Annotated in this window: 19 protein-coding genes, 17 tRNA genes and 2 rRNA genes; 31 read left to right on the forward strand and 7 right to left on the reverse strand. The window is 52.1% G+C overall.

The window, feature by feature from the left end; all coding sequences use genetic code 11:
* From OEL90_RS09770 to OEL90_RS09860, 19 genes are all read left to right on the forward strand, one after another.
* Positions 1-173, forward strand: a 23S ribosomal RNA gene (locus tag OEL90_RS09770); the annotation flags it as partial.
* A gap of 167 nt (positions 174-340) precedes the next feature.
* Positions 341-457 (forward strand): 5S ribosomal RNA (rrf, locus tag OEL90_RS09775).
* A gap of 93 nt (positions 458-550) precedes the next feature.
* Positions 551-625: transfer RNA gene (locus OEL90_RS09780), tRNA-Asn, on the forward strand.
* A gap of 6 nt (positions 626-631) precedes the next feature.
* Positions 632-720, forward strand: a tRNA-Leu gene (locus OEL90_RS09785).
* A 41-nt stretch (positions 721-761) separates the two neighbouring features.
* Positions 762-837: transfer RNA gene (locus OEL90_RS09790), tRNA-Met, on the forward strand.
* A 16-nt stretch (positions 838-853) separates the two neighbouring features.
* Positions 854-930, forward strand: a tRNA-Met gene (locus OEL90_RS09795).
* Positions 931-950: 20 nt separating this feature from the next.
* Positions 951-1,025, forward strand: a tRNA-Glu gene (locus OEL90_RS09800).
* An 84-nt stretch (positions 1,026-1,109) separates the two neighbouring features.
* Positions 1,110-1,185: transfer RNA gene (locus OEL90_RS09805), tRNA-Val, on the forward strand.
* A 157-nt stretch (positions 1,186-1,342) separates the two neighbouring features.
* A tRNA-Asp gene (locus OEL90_RS09810) sits at positions 1,343-1,419 on the forward strand.
* Between the two features lie 17 nt (positions 1,420-1,436).
* Positions 1,437-1,521, forward strand: a tRNA-Tyr gene (locus OEL90_RS09815).
* 212 nt (positions 1,522-1,733) lie between these two features.
* Positions 1,734-1,807 (forward strand) — tRNA-Gly (locus OEL90_RS09820).
* A 28-nt stretch (positions 1,808-1,835) separates the two neighbouring features.
* Positions 1,836-1,911 (forward strand) — tRNA-Gln (locus OEL90_RS09825).
* Between the two features lie 27 nt (positions 1,912-1,938).
* Positions 1,939-2,014: transfer RNA gene (locus OEL90_RS09830), tRNA-Lys, on the forward strand.
* A 7-nt stretch (positions 2,015-2,021) separates the two neighbouring features.
* Positions 2,022-2,111: transfer RNA gene (locus OEL90_RS09835), tRNA-Ser, on the forward strand.
* Positions 2,112-2,117: 6 nt separating this feature from the next.
* Positions 2,118-2,209, forward strand: a tRNA-Ser gene (locus OEL90_RS09840).
* Between the two features lie 25 nt (positions 2,210-2,234).
* Positions 2,235-2,310, forward strand: a tRNA-Trp gene (locus tag OEL90_RS09845).
* A 16-nt stretch (positions 2,311-2,326) separates the two neighbouring features.
* A tRNA-Pro gene (locus OEL90_RS09850) sits at positions 2,327-2,403 on the forward strand.
* Positions 2,404-2,421: 18 nt separating this feature from the next.
* Positions 2,422-2,498: transfer RNA gene (locus OEL90_RS09855), tRNA-Ile, on the forward strand.
* Positions 2,499-2,544: 46 nt separating this feature from the next.
* Positions 2,545-2,620: transfer RNA gene (locus OEL90_RS09860), tRNA-Phe, on the forward strand.
* Between the two features lie 79 nt (positions 2,621-2,699).
* On the opposite strand, the gene OEL90_RS09865 is transcribed toward OEL90_RS09860, so the two are convergent.
* The gene (locus OEL90_RS09865) at positions 2,700-3,671 is read right to left on the reverse strand and encodes a ribonuclease H-like domain-containing protein (RefSeq protein ID WP_291399845.1); all 972 of its coding nucleotides are present in this window, start codon (positions 3,669-3,671) and stop codon (positions 2,700-2,702) included.
* A 47-nt stretch (positions 3,672-3,718) separates the two neighbouring features.
* Here OEL90_RS09865 and OEL90_RS09870 point away from each other — a divergent pair, with 47 nt between their 5' ends.
* Complete coding sequence (locus tag OEL90_RS09870) at positions 3,719-4,141, forward strand: nucleoside recognition domain-containing protein (RefSeq protein ID WP_291399846.1); 423 nt, start codon at positions 3,719-3,721, stop codon at positions 4,139-4,141.
* Positions 4,142-4,155: 14 nt separating this feature from the next.
* Positions 4,156-4,620, forward strand: coding sequence for a nucleoside recognition domain-containing protein (locus OEL90_RS09875; protein WP_291399847.1), 465 nt, complete (start codon positions 4,156-4,158; stop codon positions 4,618-4,620).
* 205 nt (positions 4,621-4,825) lie between these two features.
* On the opposite strand, the gene OEL90_RS09880 is transcribed toward OEL90_RS09875, so the two are convergent.
* On the reverse strand, positions 4,826-5,821 hold the full coding sequence (locus OEL90_RS09880) for an asparaginase (protein ID WP_334296980.1): 996 nt from the start codon (positions 5,819-5,821) through the stop codon (positions 4,826-4,828).
* Positions 5,822-6,173: 352 nt separating this feature from the next.
* Between OEL90_RS09880 and OEL90_RS09885 the strand changes: the two genes are divergently transcribed.
* Genes OEL90_RS09885 through OEL90_RS09895 form a run of 3 tightly spaced genes read left to right on the forward strand, consistent with a single transcriptional unit; the run spans position 6,174 to position 9,280 of the window.
* Positions 6,174-7,352 carry a cysteine desulfurase family protein gene (locus OEL90_RS09885; RefSeq protein ID WP_300688261.1) on the forward strand — a complete coding sequence of 393 codons (1,179 nt, stop codon included), beginning with the start codon at positions 6,174-6,176 and terminating at the stop codon, positions 7,350-7,352.
* 2 nt (positions 7,353-7,354) lie between these two features.
* Positions 7,355-8,557 (forward strand): tRNA uracil 4-sulfurtransferase ThiI, encoded by a 1,203-nt coding sequence (gene thiI / locus OEL90_RS09890; RefSeq protein WP_300688262.1) that lies wholly within the window; start codon positions 7,355-7,357, stop codon positions 8,555-8,557.
* 30 nt (positions 8,558-8,587) lie between these two features.
* The gene (locus OEL90_RS09895) at positions 8,588-9,280 is read left to right on the forward strand and encodes a B3/4 domain-containing protein (RefSeq protein ID WP_300688321.1); all 693 of its coding nucleotides are present in this window, start codon (positions 8,588-8,590) and stop codon (positions 9,278-9,280) included.
* A 74-nt stretch (positions 9,281-9,354) separates the two neighbouring features.
* Here the strand turns inward: OEL90_RS09895 and OEL90_RS09900 are convergent, their stop codons facing one another.
* Positions 9,355-12,591 (reverse strand): transglycosylase domain-containing protein, encoded by a 3,237-nt coding sequence (locus tag OEL90_RS09900; RefSeq protein ID WP_300688265.1) that lies wholly within the window; start codon positions 12,589-12,591, stop codon positions 9,355-9,357.
* Between the two features lie 434 nt (positions 12,592-13,025).
* Positions 13,026-13,820 carry an EcsC family protein gene (locus tag OEL90_RS09905; RefSeq protein ID WP_291399852.1) on the reverse strand — a complete coding sequence of 265 codons (795 nt, stop codon included), beginning with the start codon at positions 13,818-13,820 and terminating at the stop codon, positions 13,026-13,028.
* A 296-nt stretch (positions 13,821-14,116) separates the two neighbouring features.
* On the opposite strand from OEL90_RS09905, the gene OEL90_RS09910 reads away from it, so the two are divergent.
* The 5 genes from OEL90_RS09910 to nadE all read left to right on the forward strand — a co-directional run bounded on the left by OEL90_RS09910 (position 14,117) and on the right by nadE (position 19,263).
* Positions 14,117-15,115, forward strand: a complete 999-nt coding sequence (locus OEL90_RS09910; RefSeq protein WP_291399854.1) for a transposase — start codon at positions 14,117-14,119, stop codon at positions 15,113-15,115.
* Positions 15,116-15,267: 152 nt separating this feature from the next.
* A complete protein-coding gene (gene hflX, locus OEL90_RS09915; RefSeq protein WP_300688269.1) occupies positions 15,268-16,770 on the forward strand; it encodes a GTPase HflX in 1,503 nt (500 codons plus the stop codon).
* The gene (locus OEL90_RS09920; protein ID WP_300688270.1) at positions 16,763-17,452 is read left to right on the forward strand and encodes a YigZ family protein; all 690 of its coding nucleotides are present in this window, start codon (positions 16,763-16,765) and stop codon (positions 17,450-17,452) included. The genes hflX and OEL90_RS09920 overlap by 8 nt, the downstream gene beginning before the upstream one ends.
* A 270-nt stretch (positions 17,453-17,722) precedes the next feature.
* On the forward strand, positions 17,723-18,118 hold the full coding sequence (locus OEL90_RS09925) for a CoA-binding protein (protein WP_300688272.1): 396 nt from the start codon (positions 17,723-17,725) through the stop codon (positions 18,116-18,118).
* A gap of 365 nt (positions 18,119-18,483) precedes the next feature.
* Positions 18,484-19,263: an NAD(+) synthase gene (gene nadE, locus OEL90_RS09930; RefSeq protein WP_291399862.1), complete on the forward strand. Its 780-nt coding sequence runs from the start codon at positions 18,484-18,486 to the stop codon at positions 19,261-19,263.
* 306 nt (positions 19,264-19,569) lie between these two features.
* Here the strand turns inward: nadE and OEL90_RS09935 are convergent, their stop codons facing one another.
* The 3 genes from OEL90_RS09935 to OEL90_RS09945 are packed head-to-tail and all read right to left on the reverse strand — an operon-like array spanning position 19,570 to position 23,976.
* Complete coding sequence (locus OEL90_RS09935) at positions 19,570-20,832, reverse strand: efflux RND transporter periplasmic adaptor subunit (RefSeq protein WP_300688275.1); 1,263 nt, start codon at positions 20,830-20,832, stop codon at positions 19,570-19,572.
* 43 nt (positions 20,833-20,875) lie between these two features.
* A complete protein-coding gene (locus tag OEL90_RS09940) occupies positions 20,876-23,266 on the reverse strand; it encodes an ABC transporter permease (protein ID WP_300688278.1) in 2,391 nt (796 codons plus the stop codon).
* Positions 23,266-23,976 (reverse strand): ABC transporter ATP-binding protein, encoded by a 711-nt coding sequence (locus OEL90_RS09945; protein WP_291399868.1) that lies wholly within the window; start codon positions 23,974-23,976, stop codon positions 23,266-23,268. Before OEL90_RS09945 ends, OEL90_RS09940 begins: the two co-directional genes overlap by 1 nt.
* Before the next feature lie 302 nt (positions 23,977-24,278).
* Here OEL90_RS09945 and OEL90_RS09950 point away from each other — a divergent pair, with 302 nt between their 5' ends.
* Complete coding sequence (locus OEL90_RS09950; protein ID WP_291399870.1) at positions 24,279-24,998, forward strand: YebC/PmpR family DNA-binding transcriptional regulator; 720 nt, start codon at positions 24,279-24,281, stop codon at positions 24,996-24,998.
* 334 nt (positions 24,999-25,332) lie between these two features.
* The gene (locus tag OEL90_RS09955) at positions 25,333-26,247 is read left to right on the forward strand and encodes a hypothetical protein (RefSeq protein ID WP_300688281.1); all 915 of its coding nucleotides are present in this window, start codon (positions 25,333-25,335) and stop codon (positions 26,245-26,247) included.
* The last annotated feature ends 50 nt before the right edge of the window (positions 26,248-26,297 follow it).

The raw sequence follows: 26,297 nt of genomic DNA on the forward strand, positions 1-26,297 counted from the left end.
ATGTGCGGCAGGGATAAGCGCTGAAGGCATCTAAGCGCGAAGCCCCCCTCAAGATGAGATTTCCCATTCGAAAGAAGTAAGACCCCTGATAGACTAACAGGTTGATAGGTCTGAGGTGTAAGAGCGGCAACGCTTTCAGCTGACAGATACTAATAGGTCGAGGGCTTGATCAAGGTTTATCTAGATATAAAAAGTAATCTTCCGTATGCGGTTTTGAAGGTGTGAATAATACTTTCAGACTTGGTTAGAACAGAGGGCAAGGAAGTTTTTTTTTCACCTCCGGTGAAAAAACCGCTTCTCGAACGCGCAACAAAGCTGTGCTGCCTCTCGAAGCTAACGACCCGGTGACAATGGAGAAAGGGCCACACCTGTTCCCATCTCGAACACAGAAGTTAAGCCTTTCATCGCTGATGGTACTTGGGGGGCAGCCCCCTGGGAGAGTAAGTCGTCGCCGGGTAAATGATTGATCTGTTGAAGACGCAAGTCTTCAACAGAATTAATCAAGATTCACAGCTAGAGACGCTAAAACGTTACTTCTGGTAACTCACGTTCCAAGGTAGCTCAATGGTGGAGCAACCGGCTGTTAACCGGTAGGTTGTGGGTTCGAGCCCCACCCTTGGAGCCATTTCTTGCCGGAGTGGCGGAACTGGCAGACGCACAGGACTTAAAATCCTGCGGTCCTCAAAGACCGTACCGGTTCGATTCCGGTCTCCGGCACCAAGAACCTTTCAAGTAGTAATTAAACAATGTACCACACTCGTCGCGGAGTGGAGCAGATGGAAGCTCGTCGGGCTCATAACCCGGAGGTCGCAGGTTCGAATCCTGTCTCCGCAACCATTTCAATTCTCAATATGGCGGTGTAGCTTAGCTGGTTAGAGCGTCCGGTTCATACCCGGAAGGTCGGTGGTTCGACTCCGCCCACCGCTACCAATTTCATTTTTTAAAATTTCGGCCCCTTGGTCAAGCGGTCAAGACACCGCCCTTTCACGGCGGTAACAGGGGTTCGATTCCCCTAGGGGTCACCACGTTAGTTATTTTAGAAAGCGGGGCATCAACCGCTTTCTGAAATAGCGATTTTTCTCCGAAGGAGAAAAAAACTACATTAATACGGGAGCTTAGCTCAGCTGGGAGAGCATTTGCCTTACAAGCAAGAGGTCACAGGTTCGATCCCTGTAGCTCCCACCATATTAGTTTTTTCCGAATGCGGGGCATTAGCCGCTGAGGAAAAAACTGTCTTTTCCCGAAGGGAAAAGAAATTACCTTGTTCTAGAGGTAAGATCATGGTGGTAAGAATATCCGCGTCATCTCAAACGCGAGGTAAAAGGAAGCCGTAAGAAACCACGGCCTGGTAGTTCAGTTGGTTAGAACGCTAGCCTGTCACGCTAGAGGTCGAGGGTTCGAGTCCCTTCCAGGTCGCCAATTACAATTTAAAACATGGGGGGGTTCCCGAGTGGCCAAAGGGGACGGACTGTAAATCCGTTATCTACGATTTCGAAGGTTCGAATCCTTCTCCCCCCACCAAATTAGTTTTTTCATAAAATTCGTGGCACCAAACGAATTTTTGAAAAAACGGTTTCTCTCCGAAGGAGAGAAAAATTACCTTAATAAGCTTTTTAGCGCATGCGGGGTATCAACCGCAGAGCACAAAAAGCAGTTTTCACAAAAAGTGAAAACCCACCTTCAGTAATGTAATTCCATCAATTCTGCAAATTATCGTACCACTGTAAAACCCTGCGGGTGTAGCTCAGTGGTAGAGCCCCGGCTTCCCAAGCCGGTTGCGAGGGTTCGATCCCCTTCACCCGCTCCAACTACTTTATGATGTAGTCTTACAACGTTGGGGATTCGCCAAGTCGGTAAGGCAACGGACTTTGACTCCGTCATTCGTAGGTTCGAGTCCTACATCCCCAGCCACACAATTTAATAACCGAAACATTATATGACCCAATAGCTCAGTCGGTAGAGCACTTGACTTTTAATCAAGGTGTCCCGCGTTCGAGCCGCGGTTGGGTCACCAACAACTTGGAGGGGTACCGAAGCGGTCACAACGGGGCGGTCTTGAAAACCGTTAGGGTTAATAGCCCACGTGGGTTCGAATCCCACCCCCTCCGCCAATTTATGGAGAAGTACTCAAGAGGCTGAAGAGGCTCCCCTGCTAAGGGAGTAGGTCCTGATGAGGGGCGCGAGGGTTCAAATCCCTCCTTCTCCGCCATTAGCGCAAAAGTAGTATCGTACTTAGGGGTGTAGCTCAGCTGGTAGAGCAGCGGTCTCCAAAACCGCGTGCCGTGGGTTCAAATCCTATCACCCCTGCCAATTTAATTTAATATGTCGGGGTGTAGCGCAGCTTGGTAGCGCATCTGATTTGGGATCAGAGGGTCGCGGGTTCAAATCCTGCCGCCCCGACCATTAACACTTTAAGCTCGTGGGCGTGTAGCTCAGGTGGTTAGAGCGCACGCCTGATAAGCGTGAGGTCGATGGTTCGAGTCCATCCATGCCCACCAACAAACCCTTGTAACTCAATCGAAATAGATGGTTTTGTTACATTCTGCCCAGATAGCTCAGTCGGTAGAGCAGAGGACTGAAAATCCTCGTGTCGCTGGTTCGATTCCGGCTCTGGGCACCACTAAAAAGCCGTTCACGCGAAATTGATTCCGTGAGCGGCTTTTGCTCATTTCTGGAATGACACAACACTGGTAATGGGTTTAACCAAAAACAATTTTTTGCTTCGAACTCATAAGTTGATCCATGTGCCGCAGAAGGTTAGGCATGTTCTCGTAAAGTGGATGTCCATCCACGCTGAGCACACGCATTCGGGATTGTCCTTCAAGGTAGAGACCAATACTTAAGTCAAAGCCATCGACACTATGGTGTTCAACTGGAATTGTAACTTCCAGACGGGGCATGGTTCCAGTTAGATGTGTCTTAAAGATATGACCGCGGTCATCATACCAGTGCATCTCTTCAGTATTTTTATCAGGCTCAAAAGTAATTATGGCGAAATCGCCCTGCAATTTCAGCGAGATTAAGTTGAGCTCCATATCGCGCCATTCAAAGTAATGAGGCTTGTAAAGCTCTACGACGCCGGAGTGGTGCTCCAATAATCGATAAGTCAATTCGAGCAGGTTTAACGTATCTTCTTCGTTGTGAAGTTCGATCTTGTCTGCATAGCTGCGGTCGCCGGTCTCAAGGAAGTTGTTATAGGCATCAATGCAGTCGAGACCAGTGAGTGTGTCCGTTCTAAGGATGCCCAAGGCGGTTTCAATACTTTTCAGTTTATAGCTATCAAGATGAAGACTTGCTTTGGCGACTTTCATAAGATCCAAATTGCGAGCGACTGTAAGTGGCGGAGTCAGACCGTGCTTGGCATATTTGTGCATCAGGTAGGGCACATCGAAGGCGTCACCGTTGAAGGAAATGAGATATTTTGAGGACAGCAGTGTATGTGCTGCAGTAAGAATGTCTTTTTCATCTTTACCTGTCTCATTGAAAAAATAGTAATAATTCAGTTGATCCTGATGGAGTTCAATGAGGCTGATAGAAACGAGTTTGGAATAATCGCGGTGGAAGCCGGTGGTTTCGATGTCGAAGAAAACAATGGGTGAATCCACTTCCAGGTGCCTGGCGATGAAGTGACTTTCTTTGCTGGGTTGTAAGGACTTTTGAGTGTTCATCATGGCGCTCGCTCCTTTGTTAAAGTGAAACTAATAAAGCAGGTGGTTTAATGAACGTATTTATGTCTACCCTGAGAGATGGTACTATGAAGGGTCTGAAGACAACTTGGACGCTGGCGAAGGTCATTGTGCCAATTTATATTATTATCACTATTCTTAAGTATACCCCAGTCATCGGCTGGATTGCCATTTTGTTTGAGCCGGTGATGCAACTTTTTGGTTTGCCTGGAGAGGCGGCTATTGCGATGGTCATGGGCAACCTGCTTAATCTGTACGCAGGGATTGGGGTCATGGCCACACTGCCGCTGACCATGAAGCAGATTACCATCATGGCAGTGATGCTGTCGTTTTCGCATTCACTTCTGGTAGAGACAGCTGTCTCGAAACGGGTCGGGGTCAGCATCCCTATGATTTTGTCAGTCAGAATTGGCTTGGCAGTAATTTCGGGTATTTTGCTGAATTTGACGATATAGGGGGCCGCGTTGAGATGGGGATTGAATTTAATGTAATTGAGGTTTTGAAGGAAGCGGTGTTTGGATCTCTGAAGTCTGTTTGGAGCATCGCAATTATAGTTTTTCCTTTGATGATAGTAATGGAGTTCGCTCGAAAATACAAAGTCATGGATGTTATTTCTGCGGGACTTCGGCCATTAACGAGGTTTTTGGGGGTTCAGAGATCCGCAGCGTTTCCCTTGGCAGTTGGATTGATCTTTGGGTTGGCTTATGGGTCCGGGGTCATCATTCAGAGCGCTCAGGAAGGCGAGATCGACCTGCGCAGTTTGACGCTGGTGTCCATATTCCTGGCGTGCTGTCATGCGGTTGTGGAGGACACACTATTGTTTGTAGCCGTTGGCGCAAATGGGTGGCTGCTGCTGGGTCTCAGGACTCTGGCCGCGTTTATTGTGACCATGCTGGTGTCAAAGAGCGTGAAGCTGGCGTATGAGGCGCAATAAGGCAAAAGGTGCCCCTGGCATCATGGGTGGTAAAAGCTATAGTTCATTGACGCAAGTTGTCATAGGCTTCAAAAGTGTCATTTTCCGCAGGGGTTATTCCAAATGTGACGCCGGCCAATAGGGCTGGTTGTGATGGAGTGAAAAGAGCCATGACCATCGGCAAAAACGGTCTTGGCTCTCTTTTTTTTTGTACTATTTTAATCAGTTACTTGCTGTAGAGATCTTTTTCGAAGAATTGCTTTATGCTGGCGAGGTCGTGATAGACGGTGAGGGCCAGCATGAGTTTGATGCGGGCTTTTTGGCCGTTGAGGTTGCCGCCGAAGATGACGCCGGCGTTGCGGAGCATTTTGCCGCCGCCTTCGTAGCCGTAGGAGTCGTAGACGCGGCCCATAGGACAGCGGGAGACCATGACCACGCGAATGTCTTTTTCGATGGCGCGCATAACGCCGGGTACCATTTCAGGCGGGAGGTTGCCGCGGCCCATGCCTTCAATGATGATGCCTTTGGCGCCTTTTGCGATGCAGAAGTCGATGAATTCGGAGTCCATGCCCACGACGCTTTTGATCAGGTAGACATCTTTGACGTAGAAGTCGGTGTCGATGTGGGGGTGGCGGATGATGTCACGGTAGAAAATGGCCTCGTCGTTGTCGATGATCCCCAGGGGACCGAATTCCATAGATTTGAAGGTGTCCAGGCTCATGGTGTGGGTTTTGGTCACTTCCTGGGCGGAGTTGATTTCGTTGTTCATGACGAGGAGGACGCCTTTGCCGCGGGCTTGGTCCGAGATGGCGGTGCAGATGGCGGCTGAGAGGTTGCTTGGGCCGTCGTAACCGAGCTCGGAGCCGTTTCGCATGGCGGCGACCATGACTATGGGCTTGTGGTCCGGCAGGCTGAGATCGAGGAAGAAAGCGGTTTCTTCGATGGAGTCGGTGCCGTGGGTGATGACGACGCCGTCTATGTCGTCTCTGGCGATCAGAGCTTTCACCAGCTGATTGAGTTCCATGATGCGATCCGGGTTCATATGCGGGCCGGGGAATTTGCCAAAGGTGATGGTTTCCACATCCGCGAATTTGTCAATATTAGTGACCATGGACAGGATCTCCTGGCTGGACATAGCGGGTATAGCGGCTTCAAGGCGTTTGTCGACCTTCATGGAAATGGTACCGCCGGTAAAGACTACTGCGACTTTCTTCAAGGAAATGCCCCCTCAACAGTATGCTGAATAACAAATAAATTATAAGACCTCTATAAGTATAACAAATCTAGAGGAGCAGGTCATTATTATTGCGGGATTATGTTGCAGAAGTGGGATGGGAGGGTTGGGGCTTAGGGGGGAATGTTACAGAAATGTTGCAACACTCTGGCACCGAATTACACTTGGTGTCAGACACTGAGTTGCACTTGGTGTCAGACACTGAGTTGCACTTGGTGTCAGACACTGAATTACACTTAGTGTCAGACACCGAATCGCACTCGGTGTCTGACACCAAATTTATCTTTGTACCTGACCCCCACCTTACGGTATAATAGTTAAGTTAGGGAAGGTGAAATTTATGAATAATAGAGAAAATCATGAAATATATCTTGATCATAGCGCGACCACACCGGTGTGTTCAGAGGCGATTGAGGCAATGAATGGGGCACTGGCGGGGTGGTATGGGAATCCATCGTCCCTTCATAGGAAGGGGCTCGAGGCGGAGAAGCGGATCAAAGCCGCTAGCCTGACCTTCTTGAACGCGATCAAAGCGCCAACGGACAAAGGGGAGATCCTCTACACCTCAGGCGGCACAGAGGCCAACAACCTGGCCATCTCGGGGGTGGCGGCACTCCTGCGGCAAAGCCGGCGCCACATCATAACCTCCGCCGTGGAGCACAGCTCCGTGCTGGAGGTGGTCCTGGAATGGGAAAAGCGCGGGTTTGAGGTGACGCTCCTGAAACCTGACACAAACGGCACCATTACGCCGGAGCAGGTGCTGGAGGCCGTCAGACCCGAGACCGGGCTGATCAGCCTGATGCATGTCAACAACGAGACAGGGGCCATCTTTGACCTGGGCGCGAACCTCAAGGGCCGTCTGCGATCTGTCCGTGACAGAGACGACCTTCCGGTATTCCACGTGGATGCGGTCCAGTCCTTTGGCAAGCTGCCCATCGACGTGCGCGCCATGGGCATCGACCTGCTCACCGCCAGCGCCCATAAAATCCATGGCCCCAAAGGCATTGGATTTCTCTACAGAGATAAAGCCATCCGTCTGAAGCCCCTCGTCTTCGGCGGGGGCCAGCAGGGGGGCATCCGCCCGGGGACAGAGAATGTGCCGGGCATCCTGGGCATGGAGGCCGCTTTCAAGGCTCTGCCGATAAACGCCGCCACCCACCTCCGTACCCTGAGAGACCGTCTCTGGGAGGGACTCGTCTCCATAGAGCACGTCGCCATCAACAGCCCGGCTGACGGAGCGCCCCACGTGATCAACGCATCATTCACCGGTCTGAAATCCGAAGTGCTGCTGCACACCCTCGAGAAGGAGGGCGTCTACGTCTCCAGCGGCTCTGCCTGTCATTCCAAGGACCGAAAGGCGTCCCACGTCCTGACGGCCCTCGGCCTATCGGATGCCAGAATTGACAGTGCGCTGCGGTTCAGCCTGAGCGTCCACACCACAGAAGACGACATCGACCAAGCTATTAAGATCATCCGACAGGCGAGCACCTCCCTGGGACGGATCATGAGGAGAAGGTAACTATGAGTGAGAGAGGCTTTACACTGGTCAAGATCGGCGAAATCACCTTAAAAGGACTAAACAGAAAATTCTTCGAAAACCGCCTGATGGACAATCTCAAAGGGGCAGTCAGAGGGATCAGGCACGTGAAGGTCGCCAAGGAATTCGGCCGCATGTACATGAACTACAATCTGGAGGACGAGTCCGAGGTGCTGGAAAAAGCCCAGCGCGTCTTTGGACTTGTGGCTCTTTGCCCTGGTGTGGAGGTGGATCCTGACTTTGAGAAAATCGCGGCAGCAGCGGCTGTTCAGGTGAAAGCCCTGAAAGCCGAGACGGGCATGACGCGGTTTAAAGTAGAAGCCAGACGCAGCGACAAGCGCTTCCCCATGACTTCTCCTGAGATCTGCAAAGCCCTGGGCGGTGTGTTGCTGAGCCAGGTGGAAGGCCTGCAGGTCGACGTTCACGCGCCCCAGTTTTTGGTCAATGTCGAGATTAGGGACAGAGCCTACATTTATTCGAGAGAAATCCGCTGCCATGGTGGGATGCCCTACGGTACAGCAGGCAAAGCGGTTCTGCTGCTGTCCGGAGGCATTGACAGCCCAGTGGCCGGCTGGATGATGGCGCGCCGTGGCGTGATGCTTTCCGCAGTCCATTTCCATTCCTATCCGTTCACCAGTGAGCGGGCCCAGGAGAAGGTCTACGACCTGGCCAGACAGTTGGCGGTTTTCACGGGCAGCATTGAAGTCACCTCCATCAATTTGCTGGAAATCCAGCAGGCAATCATGGAAAACTGTCCAGAGGAAGAAATGACGATCCTCTCCAGGCGGTTCATGATGGCTCTGGCAGAGCAAGTCGCCCTGGAGACCGGGGCACAGGCGCTGATCACCGGCGAGAACATTGGCCAGGTGGCCTCGCAGACGATAGAAGGCCTCACCGTAACGAATGCCCGGGTAAACCTGCCGGTCTTCCGTCCGCTGATCGCGTACGACAAGAATGACATTGTAGAGGTGGCCAGAACCATAGGCACCTATGAAACCTCCATCCTGCCTTTTGAGGACTGCTGCACGGTGTTCCTGCCGTCCAAGGTGGTCACGAAGCCCAAGCTGAATCACATTGAAGCCTCAGAGTCGAAGCTGGACGTGGAAGGCCTGATCCAGCGGGCTTTTGAGGGGAGAGAAATACAGCGTTTTCAGAGGTGGCAGCAGGCCGAACCTAAAAAAGACTAAATCCGAAAGGAGTCGTTTGTAGTGAAGTTTATGGTAGAAGACGCAGTGTTTGAGAAACTGCCGGAATACGTAGTCGGCGTCGTGGTCGCCCGCGGGATCGATGTCCACCGACACACGCACATGCCTCAGGATGTGCTGCGCTCCGGCGAAGCGGTGTTTCGCGACCGGCACTGCCACTGTGATTATAAGGCGCATCCGGATTTGGTGCCGTACAGGGAGGCTTTTGAGACCATAGGTATCAACCCGAACCGCTTTCCGAGCTCGATTGAAGCCATGGGCAAGCGCGTGCTGAACGGTGCGGCGCTTCCCTTTATTCACCCGGTGATCGATTTGGTCAACGGCATCTCCCTGAACTTCGCGGTGCCCATGGGCGCTCACGACCTGGACCAGCTGGGCGGGGACTTCGAGGTGCGCTTCTCCAGGGAGGGAGAGACCTTCGTAGCCCTGGGCTCAGATCAGGAAGAGGTATTACCCGCTGGAGAGCTCATCTACGGCGATTCCAGCCGCGTCAGAACTCGCCGGTGGATCTGGCGGCAATCCGAGTGGGGCAAGGTCACACAGGATTCCAGAAATGTGTTGTTTCCGGTGGACGGCTTCAGCGGTCAGAACCTGGATCAGGTTCTCGCTGCCCGGGATCAGCTGGCAGCAGCGCTGGCGGGAGAGTTTGGGGCGCTTGTGAGCGTGCAACTGATTGATAAAGATCACCGGTACATTCAGGTGTGATTTCAAAAAACTAAAAATTATGCCGATGGTTGTGTTGCCATAACCATCGGCATAATTAATTTTTTGAGGCATTTTTAGTTATTGATCGCGCTGTCGACCTCGTCGATCAGCTCATCCGCACTCGGCTGCTGAACGGCTGCCGGGCTGCCTTCTGCATTGGAGCCGGAGTTCGTGGTCGGTTTCGGGCCGAGGAGGGTCTCGATATCCGGCGGATACTGGAAGTTCATTGGCTCCCGAATCGTGCCATCCGGCAGCTGAATGGAGAGGTCTTCGTTGATGATGGAATCCACCGGAGCGGTAAAGACGGACCCATCCAGGAATTTAAGCTGGAATGGCAGGATGACATAGTAGCGGCCGTCGCCCATAGGGGTAATGTGTGCCTGGGCAGGCGGGACATAAGTCGCTTCGCTGTGAATGTCGCAAGGGGTCGTAGGAAGCTCAAAGGCCGCGTCTCTGACAAAGGCGAGATCTTCCGGGGAAAGCGGGATTGGCCGCTGGACGAGGACTCTGGATTCAACAGTCTCCACAGGGCAAAATTCGTTGGCGAGCAAGTTGCTTTCCTTGCAGATCTGCGCCTCGACGTGAATATTGTCCACGATGGTAGGCTCTGTACCCGGAATGAAAATTTCATTTTTGACCGTGCCGCGCGAGTCGAGGGCTGACAGCTCAGATGGGAGCATCCCGGACTTGGTATCTACCGCGAGGGTAATCAGGCCGTCGACTGCTTTGAAATCCCGGTTGTCATAGCCTTCATGGACGGTGGTCATGACGTGATTCCAGAACTGGGCGGCGACTTTTGAGCCTTGGTCCAGCGGCATGTTGACGTCGTTGCCGAACCAGACGCTGGCAGTGTAGTACGGGGTGAATCCGACAAACCATGCGTCGATCTGATTCGAGGTCGTACCGGTTTTGCCGGCGACAGGAATGCCGGTGTTGCCGTTTCGAATCGCGGCGACTTTGGCAAGGCCGTTGGTGACCGTTGTGCGAAGGATGTCCTGCATGATGTAGGCGGCCTTTTCATCCGCGACGCGGGTGAGATGCGGCTCGTTTTCCAGGATGACATTGCCGCGGTTGTCGATGACCTTCGTAAACGTCGTCGTCTTATTCAGAACGCCGCCGTTGGCGATGGACCCGTAAGCCTGCGCCATTTCAAGAGGGGAAATACCCATGGACATACCGCCCAGGGACATTGCGGCGAGGTTCATGTCATTATAAGCTCCGGATTCCACCACGCTGGTGATGCCCATCTTTTTCAGGTAATCCACAGAGGTCTGAAGCCCCACTGCCTGCGCGACTTTGGCCGCGTTGACGTTGATGGACCATTCGACGGATTCGCGAATCGTCTGAAGACCCCAATACTTGGTCGAGCCTTCATACCAGTTCAGCGGCCAGCGGTCCGTGCCACCCTTGAGATAGACCGGGGCATCATCCACAATGCTGGCTGCGGTGAACTTCTTCGTATCGATAGCCGGGAGATACACCGCCAGCGGCTTGATGGAGGAACCGGGCTGACGCGGATTGACTGCGCGGTTGTAGATTTTCTGGCCGGTGATGTTGCGGCCGCCCACAACTGCCTTAAGCTGGCCGGTGTGGTAATCTATGATGACCGTTGAGGATTGAGGCTGGACAATGCCCTGATCGCTGAAGCCAAAATGGTCTTTGGCAACCAGAAGCGCGTTGTTGTCGCCAGGAATGAAAAACTCTGGATTCTTGGTCAGAAAGTCCTTGCTGATGACCAGGTTGCCTTGTTCGTCCAGGGTCTTAACCTCATGGGGAATGGCTACTTCCCGGCCGGAGTAGGTTTTGAAGTTCGAGATGTTTTTCACGCCGCTCGGGCTGGAACTGAGCTCGCTGGCCTTGAAGACGTTCTTGATGACCATTTGGACGGAGACGAGCTTGCCGTCCTGACGGTTGGCGTAGAGATTGAAGCGTCGGTCCTTGAAGATGACCAGGTTGCCCCAGTCGTCGTATTTGTAGTCGCCATCCGGGATCACCAGCTGTCCGGCGTCGTTGACGAGATTCTCGTACTTATAAAGAAGAATGCGGCCATCCGGTGTAATGACGTTGCCGCCCGGATTGAAGCGGACGACGACCTTTGGCATGCTGTCGTAGTACTTGTCATAAGTCGCCTCCAGCTTTTTTTGCAGCTCGAGGTCGATGGTGGTGTGGATCTGCAGACCCTTGGTGAAGAGCATGCTGGTGGCTTCTTCTTTGGTATAGCCATACTGCGTCATGAGACCGTCCAGGACGTCGTCGCGAACCATATCCGCGAAGTAGGAGCTGATGTCATCATTGCTCTGTTTGCTGGGCTTGATGCGTTCGAAGAGGTCGACGTCCTTGATGCTGTCGTACTCTTCCTGGGAGATCACGCCATTTTCGTGCATGAGCTTGGTGACGGTCTTGTAGCGTTTTTCTGCGGTGTCATTGTAAACCAGGGTGTACTGGCTGTCCGAATCGTCAATGATCCGGCTGCCGTCAGAGATATCCGCTTTTTCGAGCCGCAGCATTGGCGTATAGTTGGCCGGGCTGGAAGGGATACCGGCCAGGATGGCCGACTCGACTAGGTCGAGCTCGCTGGCGTCTTTGCTGAAATAGGATTTGGCTGCGGCTTGAACGCCGTTAGCGCCTGCACCGAGCCAGATGGTGTTCAGGTAGGCTTCGATAATCTGTTCTTTGTTGAGCAGTTTTTCGAGCTCCAAGGTATAATAAGCTTCTTTGATTTTACGATCTAGGGTGCGCGCGGATTTGCTCTCCACTAAGTAAAGGTTTCTGGCGAGCTGCTGGGTGATGGTGCTGGTGCCCTGAATCCGGACGCCCTTAGTGACACTGTTGACGACAGAGCCGACCAGTCGCACGTAGTTGAATCCGTTGTGCTCGAAGAAGGTTTTGTCTTCAACGGCAACGAAGGCGTTGATCAGGTTGGGACTCATGTCCTCATATTTGATGATGGTTCTGAGGCCGTCGTTCTGAAGGGTTTCCATCAGCTCCCCGTTGGAGTCCAGGATGACAGAGTTCTCTCCGAGTAGCTCATTGATTTTTGAGGGATCAATGGGTGGCAGGTCAGAAACGACATTTTTAGCATAGGCATAGGCAATGCCTGCGCCAATCATGCCCAGGATGACGAATAAGATCATGAGATTGAAGATGGCTTTCCAGATGCGTTTGCGTAATGGCTTTTTTGGTTTCTTTTTACTTCCTGATGACCGTCTGGTCGATCCGTTATTTGACGCACCCTCGCCATTTCTGCCTTCCGTCCTGTGTGGATTGGCTGGACGTGCTGAGCCGGTAGGTCTTGTAGGTTTTTTGTCCATGTAAATCCTCCTTATAATTTCAGCGTAATTATACCATATAATGGTCTGAGGCGGCATTAAAGTCACTGAAATTTAATGGAATTGTGGGTGGGGGGAGGTGGGTGACAGACACTGAGTTGAGTTGGGTGTCAGACACTCGGTTGAGTTGAGTGTCAGACACTGAGTTGAGTTGGGTGTCAGACACTCGGTTGAGTTGGGTGTCAGACACTCGGTTGAGTTGAGTGTCAGACACTCGGTTGAGTTGAGTGTCAGACACTCGGTTGAGTTGGGTGTCAGACACTCGGTTGAGTTGGGTGTCAGACACTCGGTTGAGTTGGGTGTCAGACACTCAGTTGAGTTGAGTGTCTGACACTCAGTTGAATTTGGTGCCAGAGCTTGCCTAATCAAACCACAAAAAAAGGCGTGATCCCCAATTAAGGAATCACGCCATTCTTCTATTCGTTAATCTTTGCCAACAAATATCTCTTCTTATATTTCAACCGAGCAAAATTGGAAACCTTACGCGTTACAGCATAATTCACCGCACCGCCCACAACACCCACCACCGGAAGACCTTGAACAAATTTCGCCGTCAACAAGGCTTGTGACAGGACTGCGGCCGTTTCTTTAATCTGATCCTCCAAATTCATCCCGAGCGATATGCCGTTTTGCTGCCGCTTTTCAAAAAGCAGAATCTTATGGTTAAAGCTTCGCCGCTCCTCATTTTCTGTCAACGCCGCGCAAATCAGCAAAAGGGCATATATTCTTTCCTCATAAAGATCCGTATCCACACCATAACTCAAGCCGGTTTCATGCAGCGTTCGCATCAGCATCCCAATAAACAGCGGGATATCAGGCAGCCCTATGCCCAGCAGTCCCAGCGCCCCACCCTCAACCGCAGTGATCAGCGTATTGGCCGAGCCTGCATTCTTAGCCCGACGGTGCACCTTATTCAAATTTCTATGCGTTGGCGCGTCCATAAAAATTTCATCCCGCGCTTCATGCTGCAACAAAATCTTTTCCTTATTATAGGTTTTGTCAATCACCGGCGCCCCTTTTTCAAAAACCAATTTAAAACCTTTGTAAAAAGCGGTTTCCAGCGTAGATTTCAACTTGTCAGGGATGGCGGCATCCAGCTTTTCTCTGGCCGGCCGCGTCCTATAACTGATCCAGGATTCGCGCTGATCTTTCATGAGCCGCCGCTCCTGCCTTGAGACGCGCTTCAGTTGTTTGTCTATAAATTTCTCCATGACCAGGACTCCTTGTGTGAGTGATTTTGCATGATTTGGTGATAATTGCAGTGCTTATTTACATCTTAAAGATACCACGATTCCTCAAGATCATGCACTTAACAAAGAAATACTTAAGGGATAGTTAAGCCGATGGTCATTGAATCAGCCAAGAATAAGTCATTTACACCTGTAATCGTTAGTGACTTAGAGAAGATTTGATGAAATATGTAAAAAAATGACAAGAATATTTGCATTGATTTACAAAAGATGGAATGATAATATGAATTAAATATGTAAAATAATGTAAAAAATAAATGGGAGTGATCAATATTACCAGGAGTCATCGCCGGATACAGCCGGGAGTTCCTTACCACGTCATCAGTCGAGTTAATAACCAAGAGTTTTTGCTCGAAAACGACCACTGTAAAGATAAATACCTCACCCTATTGAAGCAAGCGAAACAGAGGTACGACTTCAATCTCTTTGCCTATTGCATTATGGACAATCATGTCCACCTGATCATGAGGATGAACGCCAATTCCCTTTCGAGCGTCATTCAATGGCTAAACCAAAAGTTTGCCTTTGACGTCAATAAGAGAATGGGGCGAAATGGGCATTTGTTTGGGGATCGATTCAAGGCGTATCCAATTTTAGGCGATGAAAAAGTTCGAGAAACCATCAAATACATCCACAGAAACCCTCTCGCAGCCAACATGGTTGAAACGCTGATTTATCCTTGGAGCAGTCACCACATATATATAGGCCGGCCTGAAAAAGCCTGGTTTGAGGCGAGTGAGGGTCTTGAATTATTCAAAGACGGCACTTCAAATGCAAAGAATAACTACCTCAATTTCGTAAACAAAATGGGGGACGTTGAACGACTTGTCGCGCAAAAAATTCTAAGTGAACGGGATGTCAACCGCATAGAGGATATCCAGCTCCCTGGAGACCACGAGTACATTCTGTCACGCCCTCAATGCGAGACGCGTGTCAACATCCAAGGCCACCTTGACCTTGTATTTGGCCGATTGTGTCTCATGAACAAACTCGACTATCCAACGATTCGCGACCAAGTCAGAGATAATATAACGAAGAAGACGACCTTCCAACGCTTCAAGAAAGTCGGACTCGCGCTTTCAAAGATTAGCCAGGAACTTCAAATTGCGACCCCGGATGAAGTGAATTCTTACCTGAAACTTCCGCCAGATTTCTTGAACAGCGAAACAGCAAAGGATGCCATTAAAATCGACTTTGAAGTCCAAGGCCTCATTGAAGTTTACCGACAAACCTTCCCTCAGCGCACTGAAAGCTGAGGGAAGACTTTCAAGACGTACGGGGACGGGGCTTGTATTGCAGAATTATTACCGAACCTGACCCCGAGTGTAACTCCGAACCTGACCCCAACTTAACCAACGCCCTGTCCCCAACCGAGCTGGCGTGATATAATGGTGTCGGAGGTGGTTTTATGAACCAGGATCAATCCAATCAATTCAATTTATCAAGTGAAAAACAAGCGGCAACAACCGAAAAAAGCACGTACTTCGAGACCTCCGGCAGTCTGACTGAACGCGCGATTCTCGTCGGCCTCGGGGACGACCGGGAAGAAATCGATATAGAGTATTCCATGCATGAGCTGGAAGAGCTGGTGATGGCGGCGGAAGCGGAGGTCGTCGGCACCATCGTACAGAATAAGCGGATTATTGAGGTGGCGACCTATATAGGCAGTGGGAAAGTGCAGGAAGTGAAGCAGCTGGCGGAGGCGAACGATGCCAACGTGATCGTCTTTAATGACGAGCTGTCTGGGTCCCAAATCCGAAACTTGGAAGGTGAGATAGGGCTTAAGGTTATCGACCGGACGGCGCTCATCCTGGACATCTTCGCCAGAAGAGCCCAGTCCCGGACCAGCAAACTGCAGATCGAGCTGGCCCAGCTGGGATACAGGCTGCCGAGACTTACCGGCTACGGCAACGCACTCTCCAGAACGGGCGGCGGCATAGGCACCAGGGGTCCCGGCGAGCAGAAACTTGAAATCGACAAGCGGCGCATCCGCGAACGGATCAGCGACATCCGCAATGAGCTCAAGGAAGAAACTAAGGTCAGGGAAACCCAGAAAGCTGGGCGGCAGCGGGGTGGCGAACCCCTCGTGGCGCTGGTCGGCTACACCAACGCAGGTAAGTCCAGCGTGATGAACCGTATGCTGACGTTGGTGCAGGAGGGACCATCGGCGGGGGCACCTGTACTGGGAAAAGCAGGCAGCCTTCAGAAGGACGGAAGCGGCCAGGTGGAGGACGGCATCAAGCGCGTGTTCGAGAAGGACATGCTGTTCGCGACGCTGGACACGTACCACCGGCGCGTGGAGTTCGAGGACAACAAGGCCATGGTGCTGGTCGACACAGTAGGCTTCGTGTCCAAGCTGCCCCACAAGCTGGTGGAGGCCTTCAAGGCGACACTGGAGGAGGTGCACGACGCGGACCTGTTGCTGCACGTGGTGGACGTGACCAACGAGAACGTGCACAACCAGATTTCCATTACGGAGAAGGTGCTGCGGGAGCTCGACGCTTACGGAAAACCGACGCTGCTGCTCCTCAACAAGATCGACCTGCTGGCGCCTGAGGACCACGATACGGTGATGGTGCCCAAGGCCGGGCTGTTTGACGGCTACGAGGCGCTGCGGATTTCCGCGCGCACCGGCGAGGGCTTTGACGCCCTGATCGAGAAGCTCCGCTCCAAGATCTTCCGTGGCCACGTCAAGGTCCACATGCTGATTCCGTACGCCGAGGGCGCGGTGTACTCCTATCTGTGCGACAATCACCACGTGTCGAGCACCGAGTACGTGGAGAGCGGCTCCCTCATTGAGGTGGAGCTGGACGCCAAGGATTATCAGCGGTACAAGCGCTTTGAGGTAAGGCCTGATGGTTCGCCGATGGTGACCCAAAGTTCCAACTCGACGGTGAGTACGGATGAGTAGCTCCGACAAATCGCCCAAACTGTTGAATTACAAAACCGTGGAGCGGGAAGCCTCAGCGGAAACGGTGATAGAGAAGTCGCGCTTTATTGGCTACGTGAAGCCGGTAAAGTCGGAGGAAGAGGCACAGGCCTTTATGGCCGTAATCCGCAAGAAGCACTGGGACGCGACTCACAATGTGCCGGTGTATGTGCTGGGGCCGGAATACCACGCCCAGAAGTTTTCGGATGATGGCGAGCCCCAGGGCACAGCGGGACTTCCCATTCTGTCCATGCTGAAAAATGAAGGGATCACAGATGTGGTCGTGGTGGTGACGCGGTATTTTGGCGGCGTCAAGCTGGGCACCGGCGGTCTGGTGCGGGCGTATACCCAAAGCGCTCAGCTGGGGCTGGCGGCGGCGGGCGTGATTGAGAGGGTGATCCATCGCCGGGTGTCGGCTGTGGTGGACTATACGCTGCTCGGCAAGGTGCAGAACTACCTGGCCGGCCATCCGACGATCCGCGTGGCGGATACCCTTTACACGGATCACGTGACCCTGGAGCTGTTGGTGTTGCCGGAGGAAGAGGCCGCGGTCCACAGCGCAATGGTCGACCTGACGAGCGCCCAGCTGGACTGGGTGCCGGGGGAGCTGGAGGAGATCTCCTGCCTGGCGGTGTTAAGGACGCATGGGCATGGGGACGCTTGAATTGTTTCTGAATTGTGTGAAGCTCTGGCACTGAATTTGAGTGAGTGACAGTCACCAAAGTTGAGTGAGTGACAGTCACCAAAGTTGAATGAGTGACAGTCACCAAAGTTGAATGAGTGACAGTCACCAAACTTTTAACACTTTTTTTCACCCGTTTTCAACTCATAATTAAGGGTAGAAAGCAAATAGACCTTCTTCTCATCAAAGAGACAGGATTATGTTAAGACTTTACAACTTCGGAACAAATCATCTCGAAAGGGTGTTGAGCTTATGGCTGAAAACATTAAAGAAATGCTGGCGGAGCACACCTGGGCTGTCGTTGGCGCCACCCAAAGCATGGACAAATTTGGCTACAAAATCCTCATGCGGCTGCGATCTGCCGGTTACGAAACCTACGCAGTCAATCCAATGTATCAGGAGATCGACGGCACCCCGTGCTACGAAAGTCTGAAAGCACTGCCCGTCGTGCCTGCCTGCGTGGATATGGTCGTGTCGCCTAAACGCGGCTATCCCTTCATCGACGAGGCGGCGGAGCTCGGCGTCAAGTACATCTGGTTCCAGCCGGGTACCTTTGACGACGACGTGATTAACTACGCAAAAGCAAAAGGGCTGTTGGTAGTGTATCATCACTGCGTTTTGGTAGAACTAGGAAAAATAGGGAAATAAATATCAATTTTACGTTTTCGACACGATCTATTTTGTAAATAAAAAACAGTCGAAATTTCGACAAATCCATGATAAGATAGGGCCTAAAGTAAGGTTGCCGATGGTCACATCATCCAAAAACCTCACTCTCGGCCTTTTTCTTTAAAGTTAGAAGTCGCCGATACCAATTTTAAAAGAGAATCTGCAGCCAGTGACCCATAGAAGCGCTAACGAGGCAAAAACCCGAAGTCACTTCGAAATCAACTGTCCATAGCAGATCCGCATGTACTTGGGATGATTAAGGTAGTGCCAAGTAAACACTAAAACCAGACATCTTACATGGCACTTGTCACCAACACTTGATTTTTTAGTACGGAGGGAATGCAATGTCCATTATGGTAACGAGAATTGAAGACCACGAGACCCGCCTCAGAGAAATTGACCGCGTGGTTGAGTGGATTAGAGAAACTGTACAAAACGCCCATCAAAATGGCGTCGTCGTAGGCTTATCAGGCGGCATCGATTCAGCTGTCGTCGCCAACCTCGTCAAGCGGGCGTTTCCGGAGGATTCCATAGGGGTCATTCTGCCTGTGAAGAGCTCAACCAAGGATTCCATTGACGCCCGGGCGGTCGCCGAGAAGTGCGGCCTGCACTGGATTGAGATGGATCTCAGCGTCTCACACGAACTGATTTTTGACGACATCAAAATCAAACTCGACCGCGACCTCAACGGCAGAGCCAGAATGACTGACGCCAATCTTCGCGCGCGGCTCAGAATGAGCACGCTCTACGGCGTCGCCAACAGCCTGGGCTACCTGGTCGCCGGCACGGACAACGCAGCGGAGGTGCTCACGGGCTACTTCACCAAGTACGGGGATGGCGGGGTCGACTTCCTTCCTATCGCCAACTTGACCAAACGCGAGGTTTACGAATGGGCAAAGGTCCTTGGAGTTCCTCAGCAAGTCATCGACCGTGCGCCAAGCGCCGGTCTATGGGAAGGTCAAACGGACGAAGCTGAGCTGGGTGTCAAGTACAACGACATTGACGATTACCTTGAAGGTAAAGACATCAGCGAAGCGGCTAAGGCAAGAATTGAGCATTTATACAATGTGACGGCACACAAACGCGTGATGCCACCGAAGCCGCCTGTTGAGGCGGAGGAGTAAGGACAAGGAAAGGCAGCGCCGCGGCGCTGCCTTTTTAATTGGAAGAAACTCGGTGTCAGCGGCTGGTGCCTATCGACCCCCGATTTCCGTTGAACAGAAACTGGGTGTCAGCGGCTGGCGCCTATCGACCCCGAGTTTCGCTTCAAAGTTGAAAAAATTACCCTTTCACCAGACGTGCACCGTCCTTCGTTTCGCTTCGCTGCACTCAGTTCGCGGGCTGCGCCCTATATAACATAAAACGACGACGCACTACTGAGAGCAAGCTCTCTTTCGTGTGTCGTCGCTTATGTTATGCACTTCTTGAGCCTACCACGATACGCGATCTCCCACCAACACCGTGTTCTCAATCTCACCGACAATTTTTTCATCGGCAGATAAACCTGAGAGAATTTCATAATAGAGCTCGCCCTGGAGGCCGGTTTCTACTAAGCGCTTGACCAGCTTGCCATCTTCGATCACCAGAACGTACTTGGAATCCCCGTCTTCATAAACATAGTCGGACTCCACCAGGAGGACGTTCTTTTTCTCGGCCTTAATGAACTGGACGTCCACATCCTGGCCCAGCATGAGGCTTGTTCCAGGCGCGGTACCGCCGGCACTTCCAGCATCGCCATCAATATCAATTTCAACGCGGACGCGCTTTTGGACAATGCCCAGGCTGGACATGATTTCAGTTAGTTTAGGATGGATTTTGGTAATGGTTCCGGTGGCGATTAAGTCACCATCGGCATACAAATCTGTTTTCATGCCCACGGACAAGCTCGGGATATCCTTGGCCACCACGTCGGACTCAACCTTGAGCTGGTCAAGGGCGGAGATCTCAGCCAGCGGCATGCCAGGGGACACGAAGGTCCCTAGGGAGACATAACGTTCAGTCATGACGCCGGACCGGTCGGAAACGATGGTGCGGTTCCCGTCCATGGCCTTCAGGCGGTTCAGCTCGGACTGGGCTGCGGTAATCCCGGCGCTGATGGAGCGCAGCAGATTGCCGGACGTCCCTTTCTTCTGAAGGGCCAGCTGATCCTGAGCCGTTTTCAGCGACGCATCGGCATGTGAAGCCGCCACTGTGGCCGCATCCACCTCTGCCTGGCTGACAGCGCCGGCGTTATAGAGCACCTGCACGTCCTCCAGGGCTTTCACCGCTGTATCATAGTTCAGCTGGGCGCTCGCCACCGCCGTTTCGCCCATCTTGGCCAAAAGGGGATCGTTCTTCTCCGCCGCCTGGGCGTACTGGGCACGGGCACCGTTCACCTGAGCCTGGGCAGTCTGAATGCTGTAGTAGAGGTCCTCGGAGGACAGAACAGCGATCGTTTCGCCGGCGTTCACAACACCGCCGACCTCAAACGACAGCTCGCTGACAAACCCGCCCTGCTTGGCGTAGATCACCGCTGTGCTCTGGCTGGCCACTGTCCCGGAAGCCTCGACCACTTCCTTCAGGTCTCCCTGGGTCACCACATAAGGCTCCAGCTTCACCTGACTGCTCATGTAATTATAGGCCGCCCCCGCAAACACCAGGATGATCCCCGCAGCCAGCAGCAACATATTGCGCAGTTTAATTTTCTTTTTCAACTTCGACACCTCCGCTTGGGGATTTTATTTTGGCCTATGGCCATCAGGACACCTGATTCTTCAGCGCGTCGACAAAATTGGCGCGAATGATTTTTCTGTAGGACAGGGCAAGGGAAATGATTATGGATACCAAAGTTATGATGCCGGCATAGACGTAATCTATGAACTGCGGCTTTGTGGCGAAACTATAGAGGTCCGTGGTGAAATAGGCACCAATGCCTGCCAGCGCCCAAGAAGCCAGCGGAATTCCAAGCACAATCCCCACACCGCTGATCACCGCGATCTCCCTGGAGATGACCGAAAAGACTTCGCCAATTCTCATACCCAGGATCCGCATGGAGGCGATCTCCACGGTCCTCTCATTGATCATCAGGACCACGGTGTTGTAGACAATGGCCACACCCAGAAACATGCCAATCACCACGATCATGCCAATCGAGATATAGGTCAGCTGCATAAAGTCCAGATAGGCGTTCTGCAGATCCTCGTTGGACATAAACGAGGAGACGGAACGGGCATCCGTCAGCACGTCCTTGACGTCACTGCCGCCCTGGATGTAAGCGCCGTTGACGGCATCTTCCCCAAAGAAATCCCGCTGAAGGGTGCCGAGGGGCATGTAAACGTTGGAGCCCAGGTCCTGGCGAATGATCCCCGTCAATTTATACACCTGGTCCTCTCGATCAGGCAGGTAGGGCTTCATCACGAAGGGGTCCCCGACCCTCAGCCCGAGGTTGTCGGCCAGCCCTCTGGTCATGAAGACGCTGTTGGGGCGGAAGACCATCGGCACCATGGTATTGAGCTCGTAAAAATGGATAATTTTGGTGTCCGGCGAGAGGCCTATGACGGTGGTGGCCTTCTTCCTGTAGCCATTCTCGACCTCAAATGGGTATTCCAGCCGGCCCTCGGCATAGTCGATCTCGTCGTAGTCCCTCAGGCTGCGGACCAGGTCCCGGTCTGCCATGAAGCCGTTCAGGCTGACGCTGTAATCCATGCGCTGCATGACGCTGTACTGGAACTCGAACATGTCCAGAAACGCGCTGAGAAGGTAGATCGGGATCATAATCATCATAAAGGTCAGGGCTATGCCGATGGATAGGACCAGTATTCGCAGCTTGTGGCGCATGAGGTTGCGAATAACCATCTTTTCTGTAAAAGAGACCCAGAAATTCCAGAATCGCGTGTGCTCCAGGCCAATATGCTTGCCGGACTGCGGCGCCTCAGGACGCATGGCCGCTGCCGGATCGATCTGGATGACCCCCCGGGCGCCCATATAGCCTGCCGTAACGGAAAACACGAGGGCAAGGCCCAGGGCGGCGAACAGCATCCAGGCGTGGAACTTGAAGACCAGGATCGGAACATTGAAGCTCTCGGTGGCGTAGAGGGTCGTCACGTACACCGACATGAGGGACCCCAGGATCACGCCCAGCACCGCGCCGGTAATGCCAATGCTCACGGCGTAGAGGCTGTAGTGGGTCATGATCTTACGGTTGTTATAGCCCATAGCCTTTAACACGCCGATGGTCACCTTGTCGTTCCTCACGAAGCGGCCAATCATCACGAACATAATGGCTGCCGCGATGCCCAGGAAAATCACCGGCACAATGGACATGGTCTGCTTGTTGCCCCGGATCTCTTCCTGCACCATCCGGCTGCTGACCTGGTCCTCCCTGAGGTAGACCCGCTGGGCGCCCAGATGCTCAAGCTTCTTCTCCACGGCTTTGCGAACGGACTCATGATTGCCGTCGAAACTGTCCCTGACGGTCAGCAGCACCTGGTTATACTGCCCGTTTGAGGCGATGGACCGCATGGCGAAGGACTCACGGACGTATAGAATGCCAAAATTGCTGAAATCCGGCAGCAGGGACTGCTCACTCTGCATCAGGTAGATGTACTCTGAGCTGGAGACGATCCCCTTGACCTTGAGGGCGTGGTCCTCGCCGGCGTACTGGATCTTAATCTCGTCGCCCACTTCAATGCTGCGGGCCCGGGCGAAGGACTCAATCAGGAAGACCTCATCATCTGAGGCTAGAGTCTGTGCCTTGGTTTGGAAGTAGAGGCTGTGGATCATGCCATCTTTGGAGTCTTCCGCATCCTCGGGAATGGAGATGACCCGGAGGGTGATTTTTTGGTTTTCGTCTGCTTTCTGGTCAGAGAGGAAATTGACGTCCCAGACAACCCGGCCCTGGGCGGCTTCCACGCCGCTGACGGAGAGGAGGCTGTTGACTTCTGAGCCTGAAATGGCAGGGATTTCAACGTAGATGTCCGCGGCATTGGTTATAGTGAAGTATTTTTGGACGGCGTCGTCCAGGTTGGTGATGGCCGAGGACATGGCCACGTAGAGCATGAGGCCCAGGGCGACGACCATAGCAATGGCCAGGTTCTGGCCCTTTGAGCTCATGATCATGCGGATGAGACGGCGATTCAGGACACCCATCACCACGTCACCCTTTCAGGGTCCATCGGCATCTCGTTGATGATGTTTTCAACAATTTCGCCGCTGCGCATCTTCAGCACCCGGTCGGCGATGATCGCGATGGACGCGTTATGTGTAATGATAATGACGGTTTTCTTATATTTGACGTTGATCTTTTTCAGAAGCTTGAGAATCTGGATGCCGGTCTCGAAGTCCAGTGCCCCCGTAGGCTCGTCGCACAGCAGGAGGTCCGGATTCTTGCAGACGGCCCTGGCGATGGCCACGCGCTGCTGCTCGCCGCCGCTCATCTGAGCCGGAAAGTGGTCCGCCCGGTCGGTGAGGCCAACGTCTTCCATAACTTCGTCGACACTGAGGTGGTCAGAGATGATTTCCGTGGCCAGCTCCACATTTTCCCGGGCGGTCAGATTGCCCAGCAGGTTGTAAAACTGGAAGACAAAGCCCACGACGTTGCGGCGGTACTCGGTCAGCGCTTTTTCGGAAAAGTCGCTGAGGATTTCGCCGCGGTAGTTGACGGTGCCGGAAGTGGCCTGGTCCATGCCGCCTAGAATATTGAGCATAGTAGTCTTGCCGGAGCCGCTGGGGCCCAGGATGACGACGAATTCGCCGGCGTTGACATCAAAGGATACGCCCCTGAGGGCTTCGACGGTGACTTCGCCCATGAGGTAATGCTTCTTAAGTTGGCTGATGCTGAGGATCTGGTTTTGTTCCATGGGGCGTGCCTCCTCGTGGGGTGGAAGAAACTCGGTGTTGTGGAGAAACTCGGTGTCTGAGAAACTGGGTGTCTGACACCGAGTTTCCCGTGGCTGGCGCCAATCAACCCAAGTTTCGTTCATTATTGTAATTTATACCGTAACCGCACAGTGTCAAACGCTGAGGGTGGTGGAGGGGGAGGAAATGTTGGTGGGGGACCATCGGCAGGGGACAGTTTTTGGATTTTTCACTGGCACTAGACGGCATTTCAGGTTTGGTGGTATAATGTGATGTTGAATTTTAATGCCTGGAGGAAAGATAAATGGGTCGTATAGGAACAATTGAGAACAGAAAGAACAAGCAGGACGCAAAACGCGCGAAGATTTTTACGAAGCTTGGGCGGTACATCATGGTGGCGGCGCGGGAAGGCGGGGGCGACCCCATGTACAACCCGGCGCTGATGAGTGCCATTGAGAAGGCCAAGGCGGCCAATATGCCCAATGACAATATTGATCGTGCCGTCAAGAAGGGCACGGGGGAGTCGGACGGCGCCATCTTTACGGAGCTGACTTATGAAGGTTACGGCCCGGGCGGCGTGGCGGTTCTGGTGGAGTGTCTCACGGACAAGCAGAACCGTACGGCGGCGGACGTGCGCTCGTATTTCTCCAAGGGCAACGGCAACCTGGGAACCAACGGCTGCGTCAGCTTTATGTTCGACCGCAAAGGCGTCCTGGTCATTGACCGGTTGGAGAGCATGGACGAGGAGACGGTCATGATGCAGGCCCTGGAAGCGGGCGCGGAGGACTTCATTGCCGAGGAGGATCACTTCGAGATTTATACTTCTATTGAAGACTTTGGGGCAGTGCGAGATGCCCTTAAAGCCGATGGTTACGAATTCTCCATGGCCGAGCTGCGTTACCTCCCGCAGACCTCGACAGCTTTGACGGACGAGGAGGACATCAAGAGCATGAATAAGCTGATTGATCTCCTTGAGGACTCGGACGACGTGCAGAACGTTTACCATAACTGGGAGCAGGCGTAAGGGTTTAGGCGTCATGCTAGTTGAATTTTAAAATGGATGTTGATGGGCATCCTTGTGTCGAAATGGTTGATCGCGGACTGTGGATTGATCAGAAATGACACAAGGGTGCTTTTTCGTTTTTTGAAAATTGAACAATTAATTTTTAGGGCGACCCCAAAATTAGCAGAAACTTTCTCGAAACTAATTAATAGGCATGTAAAAGTCGTTGCCGAGAGAGGGGGGGCGGAGGACTCAATCTGTAGGGCCATTGAATGTGAAGTTCAGACCTTGGAGGTCCGTGGCCATAGCCGGTAAAGTGAGAAATTCAACCATTGTATTGAAAGGAAGTGTACACATGAAAAGACCTATAGCTTTATTGTTGATCTCGATCATGGTACTGATGTTGTCTGCGTTTTCGTTTGCGGGAAATGGGAATCCAACGAATGATAAGGATAAATCCCAAGTCAATGCGTTTATTTTGGATGATGAATTGTTTATAACTGTGTGGCTTGATAAGGAAATTGGCGATGAACTAGATGAACTTTTGGTTGAGGTTGTTGAAGGTGAAGATGTAATTGAAACGTCCAATGATTATGATTCTGAAGAGGTTGAAAAATTTGGCACAATAATGTACATGTACACTTTTGATGCTATAGAGTATACGCCTTTGGATGATTTTGAAGTCAAAGTTTTTATTTCGTTAGATGATGATGCTGATAGTGAACTTTTACTCACTAAAAAAGTTGACTTGGAAGATCTTGACGAAGAAGATGACGACGACGAAGAAGACGAAGACGATGAAGAAGACATGGACGATGATATGTATCCAGCTGCTCCAGCTGTAGCGAATAAACTCCTGAAAGAAGCTGGAATTCCGAATCGCGTAGGCGAGAAAAACCTGATTGCGCTTGTTGCGGCAATGATGGATGAAGATGAATCATTTGACAGCGTCGAGAAAGATGATGTTGATGAGTACAAGGATGCTGTAGAAGATTTCTTGATTGGTCAACTGAAATTGATGTTTGAAGATGAAAATGGCGGAGAACTCTCAGATTTTCTTGACGAGATCGCTGACTTAGGGAAGCCAGTCATGAAGCCTGATGTCGAAAAAGGTAAACCTGAATTTGTGGATGATCACAACGATGACGAAGAAGATGAAGACGAAGAAGAAGACGAAGACGAAGACGAAGACGATGAAGATGAAGACGATGAAGATGAAGACGATGAAGATGACGATAACGAAGGTCGTGGAAAAGGTAGAGACAAATAATTCGTTTTAGTGAAATAAAGACAATATCTAATATTTGAAACTATTTTGAG

The organism is Acidaminobacter sp. (assembly GCF_030247605.1).
Classification (GTDB): Bacteria; Bacillota; Clostridia; order Peptostreptococcales; family Acidaminobacteraceae; genus Acidaminobacter.